This is a genomic window from Bacillus sp. MYb78 (genome assembly GCF_002975115.1).
GTDB classification, from domain to species: domain Bacteria; phylum Bacillota; class Bacilli; order Bacillales; family Bacillaceae_G; genus Bacillus_A; species Bacillus_A cereus.
On the sequence record NZ_PCOB01000003.1, the window covers coordinates 391,258 to 407,697 of the forward strand.

Genomic DNA, 16,440 nt, shown 5'->3' on the forward strand with positions numbered 1-16,440 from the left:
CTACCTTACTATTATAGACTTATTTAATCAACTAAAGTCAATAAAAATAACACCTAAAAAGGTGTTATTCATCAGTTCCTACAATTTTCACTTCAACATCCCTATTCATCCAATTTTCAGGAGCACTTATATCAGCTTTCGGATTCTTTTTATCTATATTTGATACAACTACAGATTGTACTGTTTCATTTCCTCCTTGGTCCACTGCTTTAAAATAATAAATTCCATTTTCTTCCACAATGTAAGTTGATTCATTGCCATGTATCCAATCGCCATTCGGCATCTGTAGTTTCATCACTCTACTATCTTTATCCGTAACTGTAACGTGTAATACAATTTCCTTATTAGTCCATTCTTTTACATTCGGTTCAATCATTAATACAGGAGCCCGTTTATCCTCGTAATGATAGTGAGAAACTGCTGAAACATTCCCTACCTTATCCACACTTGCTACATGAACATAAAAGTCTTTTGTATTAGGAGGCGAAACGGTATAAGATGTGCCTTTTGTTTCAATATCAGCATCAGGAACTGTATCTGACTTTTCATCAACTACAATTGAATATCCTTTCAATCCAGAAGTTATAGTTGCTTTAGAAATATTAGACTTTAATTTACTGTTACTATTTCCACCAGTTGCTTCTACATAATATTCATAATCCGTCCCTTTATCTACTGCACTTTTATAGTCAATAGACACATTTCCATCTGAACCTAAATTCATAGACGTTATAGATGGAATTGTAGGCGATGTAACATCTTGGCTACTCCTATCATCTAACTCTGTTGCAGAAGTCAACTGAGCCAAATAGAACAGTGTGTTTGATAATATCTTCTGCTCATCAGGTGTAGCCTCTCCATTCGAATGACCTGTTTGTATCATCGCTATGTTATTACGAGTTGTTAAATAGAAGTTTAATGGGTCATCCATACCTATGTTCTCATAATTAAATCGTAGCCATATATCTCCTGCTGTTTTTTGTTTATAGGTGTGTGCAAAAGGAATTTTTAATTTTGTTCCAATATCTCCAATTGCCCAAGGATAATTTGTTAATAATCCTTTTTTATTAATTTCTACAGTAGAATTACCTGTTACGAATTGCTTTTTATCATTATTCCCATTGTAAATGGACACATCTTCATTTACATACTCTATACCATTACCCTCACCAATTTTAATAAAATTAGGTCGTAAATTATGAATGGTATCATGACCAAAAAGAAGACCCTTTCCTGAAGCGACAAATGTATTCACTTCCGATACAGAATCATTTGAAATATCTTGCCAGTTATTGTTGTTCCACAAGCCAAACACAAGCTCATCATATTTATGTATCATAGATGGGTCTTTATTGAATTCAGTGATAGAAACAGCATCTACATTTATTAATCCTTTTCCATAACCATTTTTATGTTCCTGATTGGATTCTTCCATCCACTTTTTAAGCGATGCAGATTTAGGAAGCTTAAACGTCTCACCTTTCCAATTGGAGAAGTCAATCATAGGAATATAGTCCTTGTTTGTAGGGTCCTGACTTCTCGTTTCAGGATAAATTTCTAATACACGTATTCCATCTTTATAGCTACTGGTTGATGTAGTTTGAAATTCTTTACTACCCTCTTGCTTTTTAAATACTTTATAGGTATATGGCTCAACACTACCCTTTGTCCACTCCAGATGTATAAAATTTCCTTCGTTATTTGCTTCTGTTACTAACTCAGGAATTTCAATCGGCATATGTTTTACTTCACTTGCATTCCCTTGACCATCTATCGCCTTTAAATGTAAATAATGTTGTCCTTTATCATTTAATGATGTTTTTAATGCTTCTGTTGTTAAATTTATTTTATTTGAAGGAATTGTATTCTTATTTTTATCAATGACATAACTATATCCTTTTATACCTGACGTAACAGTTACTTCTTTCTCTTTAGAAAGTGGTGTTTCACCTGTTTTAGATAACCCTTTTATGCTGTAAACATATTTTGTACCTAAATCTTTAGGTTTATCGAAATTGATAGATAAATCATTTCTATCACCTTTCAAAGTTATCTTCCTAACCATGTCTGGGTTTTCTTTGTCTGTTGCATCCTTATCTTCAAATTCAGAATTATACCCTTTATATATTTTATTGCCATCACGATATAATTCAACTTCTGTTGCATACCCCATCCGAACATCATCTATATACATTTCATCCAGAACCCATGAAGTAATAAAATAAGTAAACCCTCTTTTTGCAGTGTCATAATAATCCTTGTTATCAACCGTTGTATTTAGATTAATCGTTTTCCATGTATCAGAGTTAAAAAGTTCTTTTGTAGGAAAATATGCAGGGTTAAAATGTGTATGCCCTGGCACATCTGCTCCTTTAGGAAAATCTTCTGCAATAGGAAGACTTAACTCCATTGTTTTTGTTTCTAAATCAATGTGAGTAATATATCCGTAATCATAAAACCTATCTGGATTAGCTTCAGGAATAATTTTATTGGCATAATAATAATTTCTCATTCGATTATTCACAATATCTATAGGGAATTGCTCTAAATTATCTACCTTTAAACGTTTACTACCCGCTTTTGCATCCTCTAATAAAGTAAGCGGTTTGCTATACCCATATATAGAAGCTAAAGTAAAAGTTTTATTGATAGGTCCCCCAATAGCAGTTGAAGTAATAGTGGAATGTCCTTTTGGTTTCACTTTTACACTCATACTAAAGTGAGAGCCATTTGTAGCGGTTTGTCTTCTACTAAAATTCATATAGCTCGTTTCAGACTTGTGTTGTGACTTATCCTCACTTCCATTAAACCAATTATTCCCCTTACCATTTACTGTTGACCCAATTTTCACAGAAGTTTCTCCATCATACGATTCTTCATTCGTAAAACTCTGTGAGCCATCAGGTGTATTTGACCTTGGAGGAAACGTAGGTTTTTCTTCTCCATTTTCAAAAGACGTTTTATAAAATAAGTCTGTGTCTAAAATTTCAGTTGCCCAATCCACTCGTGCATGTAAATTATTCTGTCTTACTGATAAATCAGGCACCCGCGAAAGTAGAAACATTTCTTTTGCTTGCTTCGCATCTGTACTTCCTTTGTATAAGTTCACTTCATCTATTACAGAATTCCCTGTGACCTTATGAATCTCTTGTCCATTCCAACCACTTATTTGAAAGTAATTCGTATTAAATATTGCATTCTTATTATTGACCGTCCCTCTTATCTGCTTAATATCCTGTTTTTCCCCATTTATATACAATTCGTTCTTTTCAACATCGTTTTTATGAAACACAGCAATGACATGCGAAAATTGATTTACTTTTATCTTGTCTTTCACACCATATATATCATCATTTCCTGTATTAAATCCAAAATCACCATTATTTAACCAAAGGCTATATTTACCAAAACCAATCGGAATGATTCCATCTCGATTTGAATTCCCTTTTAAATCTCCATCCCATTTAAACCAAAACGAAAGGGTAATCGTATCGTCTTGCTCTATAGACAAATCTTTAATCGGAACTTTTATATCATCCCCATTTATTTGTAACCCCTTATTCTTACTACCTGGGACGAACGTTTCTTTATTTGATGTTGTTTTATACTCGTTACCACTGACTGAATCTATCGTTTTTTCATTATCAAAATTCATTTCAAATACTTTTCTTTGATTATATGAATCTACACTTCCATAACTGGAAGCATGGGCATATTGAGTTGACGCTATCATTCCTGTCATCATTGCTACGGTTGATAATACTGCAATACTTTTTTTCATATACTCGCCTCCCTAAAAAACATTATACCTATTATAGACTAAAAACATCGACTAAAGTCAACGAAAAATAGCACCTTGAAAGGTGCTACTCATCATTTCCTATTATCTCAACTTTTACATCTGTATTTACCCAGTTATCTGGAGCATTTATTTGTACAGTTGGATTCTTTTTATCAATGTTCGAAAGGATAATATATTGAATCGTTTCATTACCACCTTCATCCACCGCTTTAAAGTAATAGATACCATTTTCATTTACAATGAATTCAGCCTTACTTCCATTTATCCATTGTCCATTTGGTAATCCTATTTTCTTCACCTTACTATCTTTATCTGTAGCAACTACATGTAATGTTATTGCTTTGTTCGTCCAATCCTTCGTACTTGCAGTAATTGTTAATTCAGGAGAAAATTTATCTTGATAGTGATAGTGAGATACTTCCGAGATATTACCTGCATTATCCACGCTTGCTACATGAATATAAAAATCTTTTTTATTCGGAACAGCCATTTGATAAGAAGTGTTTGTCGTTTCTATTTTTTCATCAGGTATTGTATTCGCTTTTTCATCTATCACAATGGAATACCCTTTCAATCCTGTTTTAACCTCTGCTTTTGCATCATTGGATTTTACAACACTTTGTGTATCTCCACCTTTAGATTCTACATAATATTCGTAAGCTGTCCCTTTATCAACAGCCTCCTTGAAGTTTATATTGACTGAATTATCTTCATTCACTGTAACCTTATTAATATCAGATTTTGTGGGTGCATCTATATCTTGACCACTTCTATCATCTAAGTGTGTATCTGAAGTCAATTGAGCTAAATAGAACAATGTATTCGCTAATACCTTTTGTTCGTCTGGTGTTGCTTTTCCATTAGAATGACCAGTTTGAATCATTGCTGTATTACTCCATGTGGTCAGATAGAAATTATTCGTTCCTAATCCCGTTTCGGAGTCTGAAACCTCTGGTCCCACTCCAACTTCCTTGTCCACAAATGGCGATTTCCAATCCGAATAATTCATCCACACATCCCCTAAAGATACTTGTGAATTTGTATGCGAAATTGGAACAGATAACTTAGAGCCTATATCACCTATCACCCAAGGGAAATTTGTTAACAACCCTTTTTTCTTAATCTCAATGTTCTGACTACCAATCCAAGGCATTTGAATCGCTGAAGCTCTCGCTTCATAGACATTTCCATTAAACGGATACGTTTTTATTCTAAGGAAATCGCTCAACTTCACGAAATTTTTCAAGTTGTGATATTGCGTAATTGTATCATGCCCTGCTAAGAACCCTCTTCCAGAATTAATAAAATCCTCTATGACTTGCTCTCCTTGAATACTTAAATCTTGTTGTCTATTTGTATCCCAAGCTCCTGCATAAACCACATCATATCGCCAAGAACCATCTGGTTTTTTAAGGTATTCATTAGGATTTTTATTAAACTGATTTAATTCTACTGCGTCAACATCTATTAATCCCTTCCCATATCCTTTTGCATCCTCAATATTCGGTTCTTCCATCCATTGCTTAAGTAAGGCTGATTGAGGAAGAGTGAATTGCTCTCCTTTCCAATTTTGAAAAGGTATGTCTTTCATAAGAGAAGCGGTATATGGATACAAGTTTAAAACTTTTACTTTTTTCTTATAATCCGTTGCAGAGACACTTTGAAATTGCGTTTCCCCTTCTTTTTTCTTAAATACTTTATAAGTGTATGGTTCTACGTTCCCACCACTCCAATTTAACTGAACCATATTCTCTTTATGGTTCGCTTTTGCTTCTAAAATAGGAATTTCAATAGGAATATGTTTTGTGTCTCCTATATTCCCTTGATTATCTATCGCTTTAATGTGTAAATAATACTGTCCTTGGTCTTTTAATGCAGTTTTTAATGATTCTTCTTTTAAATTCACATTATTTGATGGAATTGTAGTTGGATTTTTATCAATTAGATAACTGTAACCTTTAATTCCTGCTGTAATCTCAACTTCCTTATTTTTTGACAATGGCGTTTCTCCATTTTTTGACAAACCTTTGATGTTGTAAGTATATTTCGTGCCTACATCCTTAGGTTTATCAAAGGAAATAGATAAATCATCTTTATTTCCATTAAAAGTTATCTTCTTAACCATATCTGGTTTCACCTTATCAATTGCTTCTCTATCTGCAAAGTCAGACATTAAGCCGTTGTATACCTTTTTACCATCACGATATAATTCTACTTCAGTTGCATATCCGAATTTCACATTATCTAAATAAATAACATTATCAGTCGAAGAAGCCATGTAATAAGAACCGCCACGTTTACTTACATCATAATCTTTATAATCAGTAACATAGGTGTTAACACTTACTTTTTTCCACCCTTCCTCGTTCGCTACATTACGAGCAGGGAACGACCAAGCTCCTCTCCATTGACGAAAATGAAATGGCGTTCCTTCTTCTACATCTCTACCTACACCATCAGAATTACGAAATGTAACCGTCTTATTTTCTGTATCTACACTTTCTACTTGCATCACCGTACCAATTTTTAATTCATCTTGGTCAAGTGTATATCCATGCTTTGCTACTTTGAAAGCATCTGGATTGTCAACATGTGCAACCTTATCTCCCCTCTTCATAGGTTTCGTTAACTTTACTGGTGGTAAATCGTGGTCATAAAAACTTTCTGCCCATCCACCATCTCCATTTGCCATGATAAGTGACTTCTTCGCTTCAACGCTTTTCGCATAGTACGTAATACTTAAAGGAATACCATTTTTGAACTTGAACCGTTCCCACACATGTATAGAACGCTCTCTATTTCTATTCGGCCATTGAATCCAGTTCCCATTTTTAAACGTATCTTCTGTTCTAATAGATTGCTTGCCAGAGAACTTATCCTCTGTTGTAATAGACTGACCTCCATCACCATAAAACTCATCATATCCCCATTTAAAATTCGGTATAAAATCATTCGTTTCAAAATCCGTTTGATACAGCAAGTCACTATCTAAAATATCAATTGCCCATTCTGATTTCGCATATAATTCATTTTGATACACATTCAATTCTGGAACTTTAGATAAAAGATATAAATCTTTCTCTTCTCCGTCTTGTATTGAATCTTTTAAAACATTAAATTCATCAAGTATGATACCCTCATCCATATCGTGATAGTTATCATATTTCCATCCACCTATTTGAAGCGAGTCATCAAATGTAGCTTTTTTATTATCAGGACTTCCTTCCAATTGTGAAAGTTCTTGTTTTTTTCCATTAATGAATAGCTTGTTTTTCATAACATCATTCTTGTGAAATTCAGCTAACACATGTGTCATTTGTCCTGCTTTCAAGCCTTTCTCCACACCATAAACATCATATTTACCTGTATTGAAACCAAAGTTCCCATTGTGAAACCATAGTGTATATTGCCCAAAAGCAAATGGTATAAAATTATTATCATTTCCATCCCATTTCATCCAAAGAGATACTGTGATTGTTTCTTCCTTGTCTATTTTTAAATCCGAAGACGGAATTGTAACTTTCCCAGAATTCAATTGAATTCCTTTGTTTTTACTTCCAGGTACATACACTTCATTTTGATTCGAAGAATCATATGTTTTTTTATTTATCTTATTTTCAATTCGTTCTTTATCAAAATCTATATCTACTACTTTTCTTTCGTTATAATAACTCTCTGTTTTGTTTACGTTCGTAATTGAAACATCACCCACTGCTCCTGTAGAAAGAGCAATGGCTGTGAACATAGGTATTAAGCTTTTCATACCATCACCACCTTTTATTTATGTGTCTATACTATATTATTTTATTGAATATGGTAAATAAAAATAGCACCTTATTAGGTGCTATTTTACATTTCAGGCTGATTCACAAAAATTAAGTCAGGTACATATGGTTCTTTCTTTGTAGCAGTAAATATCGTATACGTATTGAATAGTTTAATTTCAAAAGTTTTATCAATTTCTTTTTCTACTAATGTATCTTGAACACCATTATTCATAATGTTTGCATCTACCTTTTTGATAACACGTTTTTTGATTTCTTTTCCGTTCTCATCTAACGCTTCAATCGTATAAGAATCACTCTTATCATCAAAAGAATAATTTGTGATGTAATAGTTTCCTACTACTTTAAAGTCTCTATAATAGGATTCACACTTAGAAGTACCTATTACGATGGCACTTAAAGCACCAATGACTAAAAGAATAACACTAAACATACGACTCTTTTTACTTTTTGAAAAAACAAAAGGAAGAGAGCAGATAAAGCAAACACCCACCGCAATTACATATTGCATCTTAACAACCTCCCGCATTTACTGTATATGTAATATACTAATCATTTCATTTACTTTAGTCAATAAAAAAACTCCCTTTTAAAGGGAGTCATCAACTTAAATTGTTAATCTTTCACCGAAATACACTTCCGCTTTACTTACGACATTCGAAACATCTTCCATAATAGCTTCCGTTTTTGTTTCATCTTCTGCAATATCAATAGGAATGGATAGGCATAAATCAATGCAGTAGTTAGTTGTTTCTTCTTCACGATACACTAAGAAAGAATTAATTGCTTCATAGTTAAAGTATTCTGATTGAACTCCATCTATTTGGACAAAATCCTTTAAAATTTTTGGTAAACGTAATACTGCAAATTTCTCCACAAACCCTTTTGGTTTCATTGATTTTTCCAAATCTTTTTCCTCTATACCAAAATACTCTTGTGCAAATTCTGTATCAATCACAAACTTCTTGATAATAGAAATATTTTCTTTTTCAACAAAACTTTCTGTCTCTAATTCTTGTGACTGAATAAGTTCTTGAATGTGAGATTCTAATCTTTCTCGAATCACTTCATATTCTACTAATAATTCTTCATTTGATTTAATACATTTTATTTTCGTTAAAATAAAACTCTTAAATCTATCAGTATCCAACCCATCATCTTTTAATGAAAAATGAATATCTTCATCAATTGCATTATGTTCTAACAATTTATCAAATGTATCATGTAACGAACGTTTTACGATATCTGGATAATCTTTTAAAATCTCTGTTTTATAGCTAATTAATTCCATTCCAAATACGTTATATTTATTCATGTAGGCATTCCCCCTTTTATTCTAATGACTTATCATATTCAAATAAAAGGAGAAACATAATTTTATATTGTTTAGAACGATTTAATATCCCCAAAAGGTAACAGTCTAACAAATACTTTTCCGATTACATCTTCTTTTATAGAAATTGTTCCTACATAAGGACTACGAGAATCCGTACTATTATTTCGGTTATCCCCCATCACAAATACATTTTCTTTAGCTACTTTTATTTTCGCATCTGCATTATTTTTCATATCTTCTTTGATATATGATTCTTTTAATTCTTTTCCATTTCGATATACATGATTGTCTTTAATTTCAATTTCATCACCTGGCAAACCAATTACCCGTTTAATCAAAATGCGACCATTCAATTTTGGAGCTTTCAACACAACAATGTCATTGTAATGTGGCTCTCCTACTTTATAGGCTGTTTTATTAACAAACAAATAATCTCCATCTGCTAATGTATTATCCATGGAATGACCCACAACTTTGGCAGGAGCAACAAAACAAGTAATAACAATAGCGATAATTACCGCAACCGCCATGTATTTGAAATACTCCCAAAAAATCAATCCATAATTTTGTTTTTCTTCACGATTCTCTTTTTCCAAATCAAACACCTCTTTTTATTTACTATAGTCAATATATTAACACTTGTTTTAGAGACTTTCAACATACACAAAACCCCTCCGAAACATAAACCTATATACATAAATTTTTTGTTCTAATAAATTTAATAAAAAATAATCATTTACAAAAAAACAGGAGATATATTCCCATCCCCTGTTTATGTTAAAAGGTATTATATTTATTTGTTAACATTACAAGTTTTCTTCTTTTTCGACTTTGTAATTAAATTTGTTTTTAATCTTACGTACAATACGTTCAAGAAAGTATCCATGCTCAATGAAATCATCTTGAATAGCTTGTAATTTGTTTTCTAATGTTTGTATTTGTTTTGTTATTTCAAAAGCTTCACTATCTATATTTAACAAATCTTTATCTAAATTCTTTATGTATTTCTTTTTTTGTAATGCTATTTTTGCTAATTTGAAAGGATTTCCTCCACCTATTGCTAACGGATTCTGCTTGTATAGGTCTATTTCTTTTTTACTTTCCCTTAATTGCTCTAACTTTAAATACGCCTCATTAATTTGTATTTGAATAATTGTTTCTTGTTCATTTTCAATACAATATATTTTTCGTTCTTGAATACTGATATAGCCCATTTCTATCCCATCTATTGAAATAATAATAGGTGAAGGATAAATGTTGGCATCATAACTTAACTCCACTTTTTCTAAAGCAATAAATTTTTCTAATTCAGGAATAAGATATTCATATAACATGTTTTGAAATGACAATAACGCATCCTCACCATATGGTAATAATAAATACGGTAATAGACTTTCATCTCCATTAAATAATTCTGTCATAATACAAAAAGGTGTTTCCTCTATTTTATTTAATATTTTTTTACACTCTTCTATTTGAATTACACTCTCATTTAATAATTCATTCAGTTCTTGTAACAAAGGTATCATCTCCTTATAGGTTTTCTTCCTATATATTAGAAGAAAATATCTTTATATATAATATTTCATAGGTCCGACACTTTTTCTTATATTTTTCATTGACTATAGTAAATAAAAGTGTTATTATAAATGTAAGGTAATTAATACCTTTTAAAAAACGATTTTCTATTATTAGTTGTATTTCTCTTGTTTATAAAGGAGGAACTTCCTCCTTTATTCATATCACGGAGCCTTAGCTCAGTTGGTAGAGCATTCGGCTCATAACCGAACGGTCACAGGTTCGAAACCTGTAGGCTCCATTAAGTAACTTTTGTACAACTAATATTTATATTTTAGGCAAGTGCTGTGCATAGAGAGTCCTATTCTCTATGTAAGTGGGATTACTGTTGTGAGAATTCTTGATGCTTAGTCGTTGTGACAAGTATCGTAGTTGGGAGTAATGATAGGAATACCATTCCCCTGAACTTACAATAAGAATTTAATTGGCGGGGATTAAATTCAGCAGTGTGATGACTGTAACATAATTATTTAACTCCTAATTGTTCTATAAGTTGTTTTGACTAATTCAGCTTATAGAACAAAAAAATCATAGGTTCGACAAGTTTTTTTAAAAATTTGTTATAAATAAAATAAAGTTATCTATTATATATATTAGTTTATAAATGTTATGGGGGTATCGTTTAATTAGGTAGGACACTGGTCTCCAAAACCAGGAATATAGGTTCGATTCCTATTGCCCTCGCCAATATTATGGAGGTAGCATGGGGCTACGCTTGACGAAGCACGGATTCAGGTTTGATTCCTGATTGCATCTATAAGGTGCATTTGAGACCGATGTGGTTCGATTCCACATACCTCCTCTTTAATTACTTTAGGCTTTACGCCTCCGCACGACAGAGTGCAGTAGTATTATTTCACACACATGAAAGAGCTGTGATTGGCTCAACCAAACGATTAGGAAAGTCTGTATGGATATATATGACGAGGAGCAGACATAGTTCGGTGAGTGGGTTTATTCCGAACATAATATTATCACTATTATTCGCTCGTAGCTCAGTTGGTAGAGCAATCGACTTTTAATCGAGAGGTCATAGGTTCAAATCCTATCGGGCGAACCAAATTATCATGTGGATATGATGGAATTGGCAGACATATCGGACTTAAAATCCGATGTCCTTGTGACGTGCAGGTTCAAGTCCTGCTATCCGCACTTCAATGTTTCTCAATGTACATTTTAAACATTGATTTAGAGAATTGCGTTTCCGATATACGGCTTAAATATCGGGTTAAACATGCGGGTATGGTGGAACTGGTAGACACGATTGCCTTAGGAGCAGTTGCCATGCGTGGCGTGTAGGTTCGACTCCTACTATCCGTATCATTAATTAAATTAGGTGTATTGACACAGGCTCTGCATAATGTTCGTTCGAGTCGAAAAGAATTCTGGCGAGAATTCTCTATAAATGGTTACCATTATCGCATCCCATAGACTACAGGTTCGATTCCTGGAAAGGTAATATACGCAATTACCTTTTACGCTTAAGGAGCAGTCTGTGTGAGTACATCTATTATGGGGCGTTAGGCAAGTGGTTTAAGCCAATTGACTTTCTATCAATTATTCGTGGGTTCGAATCCCATACGCCCTTCCAATATGCGATTATAGTGTTTAATGTAGCACGACAGGTTGCCAACTTGTTAGTACGGATTCAACTCCCGTTAGTCGCTTTTCTTTCTATATATAATTTAAGGAGTTTAATATGAATTTTATTGAAGAATCTTTTAAAGAATATCCTATTGAAGAGCTCAAATTGCAAGCATGTACAAATCGCCTTCTCAAACAGAATAATATTCATAGTCTATATGATTTACTTCAAAAAACAGAGGACGACTTTATGAAGATGTCATATCTTTATCAAGGTAAAGAATACAATGGGCACAGAAGATTTTTTAGAAAAAAAGAGTTGCATTTACTCTTAACTAAAATTGAAGTATTTAAAAGAATCATGCAATCTTAAACAAATTTATAGAAAACTGGTAGAACAATCATTATTGAATATATTTCTATCAAAAAGAATATTATTTATTTACATTACGGGCTATTAGTGTAGCGGTTATCACCCCTGCCTTCCAAGCAGGAAACATCGGTTCGATTCCGATATAGCTCTTTTTATTAACAGGATATAGGGTAATTTGGTCACCCACCACATTTGGGATGTGGTTCATGTAGGTTCGAGTCCTGCTATCCTGATATTCATGACGCTTGTAACTTCAGTGGTAGAAGCTACACCCAATTGTGTAGATAAGTCGGTGGTTCGATTCCATCCAAGCGTCCTAAAAAAAATTAAGTGTATTGACACAGGCTAATGCGTGAGTGCTCGTTCGATTCGAGAGAAAAGGTTTTACCTAAAAGAGTTGGTTCTACTTGCAATAATTTAGTCCATGGATGTGGGGTTCGAATCCTGAAATTAGAAGAATCATATTTTTCTATAGCGTGGGGCAGTCTGTGTGAGTACATTTAGTCTCAATTATTTATGGTGTTTGTGGTGGAATTGGTAGACACGCCTAACTGTGGATTAGGTGGGAGAAATCCCTTGCAGGTTCAAATCCTGTCATTCACCCTTTTATGCGGAAGTATCTCAATTGGTAGAGGAGCCAACCGTTTGGTGAAAGACCCATGAAGGAAACGAGGTAGGCAGGGTTGTAGGTTCGAGTCCTATCTTCCGAAAAGTATCATCCAATTATCGAGGGCGGGTTATCCCGATAACAAACTGCATTGTTAAGGACTTGTATCCTTATATTGATGACTGCCTCTAAATATGGTCGCTATCGCCATAAGTCGTGTCTCATGGGGTCACACGATGAACGAAGGTTAAGGGAAAACCTCAAAACCCGATAGCAAAAGACGTAAACTGTGACGAGTATATGTTTCTACATTATGGGTCTGTAGTTCAATTGGGAGAACACCATCCTTGCAAGATGACAGTCGTAGGTTCAAATCCTATCAGGTCCACTTTCTAACAATAAAGATTAGTAGAACAAACTTTTTAATATTTTTTATTGACTATAGTTAATAAAAATGTTAATATACTAATATAAGTTGTTAAAGATTCAGAACGATATCTACACGCTATTTACCTGCGATTAGTAGCGTGTAAACTAAACTTGTTCTGTCTCTCCTTTTTAATAGAGAAATTTATACTTTCTCTATTGTGGTTCAGTATCTCAGTTGGTAGAGAGAGCGTTTCATAGGCGTTAGGTCGGTGGTTCGAGTCCACCCTGAACCATCTTATTATTCACCTGTAGCTCAGTTGGTTAGAGCAGTCGCCTGTTAAGCGAAAGGTCGTAGGTTCAAGTCCTACCTGGTGAGCCATATATGGTAATCGTGGCGGAATTGGCAGACGCAGTTAGATTAGGGAAAATTAGTTGAAACCCAAAGCTGACGAGTGGACGTTAACTAAGACTAAACACTACTATGGGTTCAAGTCCCATCATTACAGCCTATGACAAGTTGACCATTAACAAAGAATGGAGAGATATATTTGTTAATAGGTCGGGTAAACTTTGGGGTCGAGTTGATAGCCCGTTAACTTAACTCAACTCACTCTCCTTATTATTGAACTATAGCCAAGTCGGTAAGGCACAGAGCTTTGGACTCTGCACCCCTGGTTCGAAACCAGGTAGTTCAACCAAATGGTGCATTGGAGCAGTTGGAGTGCTCGCTTGCCTGTCACGCAAGAGGTCACGGGTTCAAGTCCCGTATGCACCGCCATATTATTTCTGGATGGACAAATTGGTAAAGTCACCTGTCTTTGACACAGGCGTCAGTATTGACATTGGAGGTTCGAAGCCTTCTCCAGAAGCTATTATTTATCTGAGTAGACAAGAGCTTGATTCACCACTCTCTTAAGAAGTGAGCATTCGTAGATTCAAACTCTTCTACTCGGATTATTACGGAAGGATACTCTAATTGGTAAGAGACCTGTCTTGAAAACAGGCGTGGACGTGAGGAGCGTTGTGGGGGTTCAAGTCCCTCTCCTTCCGCTTTATAACATGCGAGAATTGTTTTTTCGGTTTCTGAATCGAACTTGGGTTAGATTCCTAAGTCTCGCCACAATACGGCAAAGGATTCGCTATCTTTTGTGCGATATTAGGGTGTGAGGGTAGCTCCCTCACTGCTTATGGGGTATTGGTGAAGATGGTTAACACATCCGACTTTCTATCGGAGATTCAGGGGTTCAAGTCCCCTATACCCTACCATTCATGGGGATATAGTGTAGCGGTTTAACACACTTGGCTGTCTACCAAGTAGCACGGGTTCAAATCCCGTTATCCTCGTTTAGGACTTAATACGTTTCTTTCTAATTAAGCACATATGAAGTGTAATAACTTGTAAGTGTCACTAATTATAGAAAGTTTTATGTTGCTTGGGTGTCCGACCTAAAAAAAACGAAAATAACCCTTGTACCATGTCGCATTGGTGAAATTGGCTAACACACTCGGCTTTCTACCGAGCATTCGCAGGTTCGAATCCTGTATGCGATGTTCCACTTGGGCGTGTTTCCTTTTTAGGATAAAGTCTACGCTGAGTAATCAGGCGGTCTAAGGTGAAACATCTTAGAAAAAATGAACTGGTATGTACCCGTGAACCCTAACACGTCAAATAGGGAGCTTATATGGGGATATAGTGTAGCGGTAAACACGCCTGGCTGTCTACCAGGTAGCACGGGTTCAAGTCCCGTTATTCTCGCTTAGTTTTAGAGCCATAAAAAATGGCATAAGATGACTCTCAATTATTTTCATGATTTAGTAGGTTATCTATTTAGTCAAGCAGACGGTCTAAGGTGAAAAACATCTTAGCGAAATGCGGTGAATCCTAACACGTTAAATAAATGGAAGCTTATAAGGTGAACTGGAAATTGGAGACTGCCTGTAAAACAGACACCGTAGGGTCAATTCCCTACCACCTTCTTATCATGCCGATTTAGCTTAGTGGTAAAGCGATTAGGAGTACTCATTAACATGACTATTGGACGCAGGTTCGATTCCTGCATTCGGCTTTTCAAACTTAATATTACTGAGCATATGGGACCTTAAAAGTTATTAACTTTGACGGGAGTGAGTTCGATACTCACCTCAGTAACCACATGCGGTCATGGTGTAGTGGTAACATAACAGACTTCCAATCTGTTGTCACGGGTTCGAATCCCGTTGGTCGCTTTATAAGAAGTATCCAAATCAGCAAATATTGCAGACCAGTTAGCAAAGGGTTACGTATTAATATATGGGCGCCTTTTGTTCGAAAGGATATGTTCTTACAAAATTAAACACCACTCCCTGCCTCTTAAATTGATTAATGTGCCTATCTTGGGGTGCAAAGAAGGGGAGCAACTGAGGATAGGTTAGACGAAAATGACTTGTTTATGGCACATGGCAAGTCTACCACGGAGTCCTCCAGAGCTGAAGTTAGAGACCAAGTAGTCCGAGTGGTTTGTAAGCTCTAAAAAGTGGTGTTTCACTACCGTAAATGTGACCTATAGAAATTCCTTTTAAGGACAATTTTAATGTGAGTGAGTCCTTACCGTTTTTAAAAACTTGAATTGTTCTCACAAGCAATTCTACACAACCAGGTCAAGTTTAGAGGTTTAGAGACCAGGCATTTTTTCTTAGGCCTTTTGAGCCAGTGCGAATTGCACATTTTCGGAGTTTTGAATGATAAAATCATTCTTTCTCCCTATCATGGACGGTAATCTTGATGGTACGGGAGTGCGGTCTGCAAAACCGTAATGGACGGTTCGAATCCGTCACCGTTCTTTAGCGTTAACTTATAAATTTCATAGAGGTAGACAAGGTTCTCTACACGCTTAGTAATAACTAAGTCACCAGAGATGAGGGATATGCCGACCCTCCTATGATATTTATTACACCGATTTAGCTCAGTGGTAGAGCACCGTCTTGATAAGGCGTAGGTCAATGGTTCGAATCCATTAGTCGGTATTC

Annotated in this window: 7 protein-coding genes and 26 tRNA genes; 27 read left to right on the forward strand and 6 right to left on the reverse strand. The window is 34.8% G+C overall.

What is annotated here, in order from left to right; translation table 11 throughout:
* Nucleotides 1-64: 64 nt before the first annotated feature.
* The 6 genes from CQ064_RS09825 to CQ064_RS09850 form a co-directional block, all read right to left on the reverse strand.
* Nucleotides 65-3,781 carry a hypothetical protein gene (locus tag CQ064_RS09825; RefSeq protein WP_000748152.1) on the reverse strand — a complete coding sequence of 1,239 codons (3,717 nt, stop codon included), beginning with the start codon at nucleotides 3,779-3,781 and terminating at the stop codon, nucleotides 65-67.
* An 85-nt stretch (nucleotides 3,782-3,866) separates the two neighbouring features.
* A complete protein-coding gene (locus CQ064_RS09830) occupies nucleotides 3,867-7,565 on the reverse strand; it encodes a LamG domain-containing protein (RefSeq protein ID WP_000838532.1) in 3,699 nt (1,232 codons plus the stop codon).
* A gap of 86 nt (nucleotides 7,566-7,651) precedes the next feature.
* A complete protein-coding gene (locus tag CQ064_RS09835; protein WP_001200465.1) occupies nucleotides 7,652-8,098 on the reverse strand; it encodes a hypothetical protein in 447 nt (148 codons plus the stop codon).
* Between the two features lie 96 nt (nucleotides 8,099-8,194).
* Nucleotides 8,195-8,902, reverse strand: coding sequence for a hypothetical protein (locus CQ064_RS09840; protein WP_001046276.1), 708 nt, complete (start codon nucleotides 8,900-8,902; stop codon nucleotides 8,195-8,197).
* A gap of 71 nt (nucleotides 8,903-8,973) precedes the next feature.
* Nucleotides 8,974-9,528 carry a signal peptidase I gene (lepB, locus tag CQ064_RS09845; RefSeq protein WP_003273264.1) on the reverse strand — a complete coding sequence of 185 codons (555 nt, stop codon included), beginning with the start codon at nucleotides 9,526-9,528 and terminating at the stop codon, nucleotides 8,974-8,976.
* A 201-nt stretch (nucleotides 9,529-9,729) separates the two neighbouring features.
* On the reverse strand, nucleotides 9,730-10,452 hold the full coding sequence (locus tag CQ064_RS09850; RefSeq protein WP_003273265.1) for a hypothetical protein: 723 nt from the start codon (nucleotides 10,450-10,452) through the stop codon (nucleotides 9,730-9,732).
* Between the two features lie 217 nt (nucleotides 10,453-10,669).
* Here CQ064_RS09850 and CQ064_RS09855 point away from each other — a divergent pair.
* The 27 genes from CQ064_RS09855 (at nucleotide 10,670) to CQ064_RS09970 (ending at nucleotide 16,437) form a co-directional block, all read left to right on the forward strand.
* A tRNA-Ile gene (locus CQ064_RS09855) sits at nucleotides 10,670-10,742 on the forward strand.
* Nucleotides 10,743-11,112: 370 nt separating this feature from the next.
* A tRNA-Trp gene (locus CQ064_RS09860) sits at nucleotides 11,113-11,188 on the forward strand.
* Nucleotides 11,189-11,485: 297 nt separating this feature from the next.
* A tRNA-Lys gene (locus CQ064_RS09865) sits at nucleotides 11,486-11,561 on the forward strand.
* A 9-nt stretch (nucleotides 11,562-11,570) separates the two neighbouring features.
* Nucleotides 11,571-11,653, forward strand: a tRNA-Leu gene (locus tag CQ064_RS09870).
* A gap of 84 nt (nucleotides 11,654-11,737) precedes the next feature.
* A tRNA-Leu gene (locus tag CQ064_RS09875) sits at nucleotides 11,738-11,821 on the forward strand.
* 194 nt (nucleotides 11,822-12,015) lie between these two features.
* Nucleotides 12,016-12,092 (forward strand) — tRNA-Glu (locus CQ064_RS09880).
* A gap of 108 nt (nucleotides 12,093-12,200) precedes the next feature.
* The gene (locus tag CQ064_RS09885) at nucleotides 12,201-12,458 is read left to right on the forward strand and encodes a hypothetical protein (RefSeq protein WP_001009224.1); all 258 of its coding nucleotides are present in this window, start codon (nucleotides 12,201-12,203) and stop codon (nucleotides 12,456-12,458) included.
* 78 nt (nucleotides 12,459-12,536) lie between these two features.
* Nucleotides 12,537-12,608, forward strand: a tRNA-Gly gene (locus CQ064_RS09890).
* Between the two features lie 9 nt (nucleotides 12,609-12,617).
* A tRNA-Pro gene (locus CQ064_RS09895) sits at nucleotides 12,618-12,691 on the forward strand.
* An 8-nt stretch (nucleotides 12,692-12,699) separates the two neighbouring features.
* A tRNA-Trp gene (locus CQ064_RS33535) sits at nucleotides 12,700-12,774 on the forward strand.
* 202 nt (nucleotides 12,775-12,976) lie between these two features.
* Nucleotides 12,977-13,062, forward strand: a tRNA-His gene (locus CQ064_RS09900).
* Between the two features lie 7 nt (nucleotides 13,063-13,069).
* Nucleotides 13,070-13,168, forward strand: a tRNA-OTHER gene (locus CQ064_RS33540).
* A gap of 212 nt (nucleotides 13,169-13,380) precedes the next feature.
* A tRNA-Ala gene (locus tag CQ064_RS09905) sits at nucleotides 13,381-13,453 on the forward strand.
* A gap of 201 nt (nucleotides 13,454-13,654) precedes the next feature.
* A tRNA-Met gene (locus CQ064_RS09910) sits at nucleotides 13,655-13,727 on the forward strand.
* Nucleotides 13,728-13,736: 9 nt separating this feature from the next.
* A tRNA-Asn gene (locus CQ064_RS09915) sits at nucleotides 13,737-13,813 on the forward strand.
* Between the two features lie 244 nt (nucleotides 13,814-14,057).
* Nucleotides 14,058-14,132, forward strand: a tRNA-Gln gene (locus tag CQ064_RS09920).
* 3 nt (nucleotides 14,133-14,135) lie between these two features.
* A tRNA-Asp gene (locus CQ064_RS09925) sits at nucleotides 14,136-14,212 on the forward strand.
* A gap of 6 nt (nucleotides 14,213-14,218) precedes the next feature.
* Nucleotides 14,219-14,303 (forward strand) — tRNA-Gln (locus CQ064_RS09930).
* 92 nt (nucleotides 14,304-14,395) lie between these two features.
* Nucleotides 14,396-14,484 (forward strand) — tRNA-Ser (locus CQ064_RS09935).
* A 139-nt stretch (nucleotides 14,485-14,623) separates the two neighbouring features.
* Nucleotides 14,624-14,700, forward strand: a tRNA-Glu gene (locus CQ064_RS09940).
* Between the two features lie 5 nt (nucleotides 14,701-14,705).
* A tRNA-Asp gene (locus tag CQ064_RS09945) sits at nucleotides 14,706-14,778 on the forward strand.
* Between the two features lie 133 nt (nucleotides 14,779-14,911).
* Nucleotides 14,912-14,985 (forward strand) — tRNA-Glu (locus CQ064_RS09950).
* Between the two features lie 133 nt (nucleotides 14,986-15,118).
* Nucleotides 15,119-15,190, forward strand: a tRNA-Asp gene (locus tag CQ064_RS09955).
* A 228-nt stretch (nucleotides 15,191-15,418) separates the two neighbouring features.
* A tRNA-OTHER gene (locus CQ064_RS09960) sits at nucleotides 15,419-15,500 on the forward strand.
* Nucleotides 15,501-15,589: 89 nt separating this feature from the next.
* Nucleotides 15,590-15,660 (forward strand) — tRNA-Gly (locus CQ064_RS09965).
* Nucleotides 15,661-16,181: 521 nt separating this feature from the next.
* Nucleotides 16,182-16,254: transfer RNA gene (locus CQ064_RS33545), tRNA-Cys, on the forward strand.
* 111 nt (nucleotides 16,255-16,365) lie between these two features.
* Nucleotides 16,366-16,437 (forward strand) — tRNA-Ile (locus CQ064_RS09970).
* Nucleotides 16,438-16,440 lie beyond the last annotated feature (3 nt).

Bases quoted from the DNA above. Each gene is read 5' to 3' on its own strand.
- CQ064_RS09835 (WP_001200465.1), bottom strand. From the start codon at position 8,098: ATGCAATATGTAATTGCGGTGGGTGTTTGCTTTATCTGCTCTCTTCCT.
- CQ064_RS09825 (WP_000748152.1), bottom strand. From the start codon at position 3,781: ATGAAAAAAAGTATTGCAGTATTATCAACCGTAGCAATGATGACAGGA.
- CQ064_RS09830 (WP_000838532.1), bottom strand. From the start codon at position 7,565: ATGAAAAGCTTAATACCTATGTTCACAGCCATTGCTCTTTCTACAGGA.
- CQ064_RS09885 (WP_001009224.1), top strand. From the start codon at position 12,201: ATGAATTTTATTGAAGAATCTTTTAAAGAATATCCTATTGAAGAGCTC.
- CQ064_RS09840 (WP_001046276.1), bottom strand. From the start codon at position 8,902: ATGAATAAATATAACGTATTTGGAATGGAATTAATTAGCTATAAAACA.
- CQ064_RS09850 (WP_003273265.1), bottom strand. From the start codon at position 10,452: ATGATACCTTTGTTACAAGAACTGAATGAATTATTAAATGAGAGTGTA.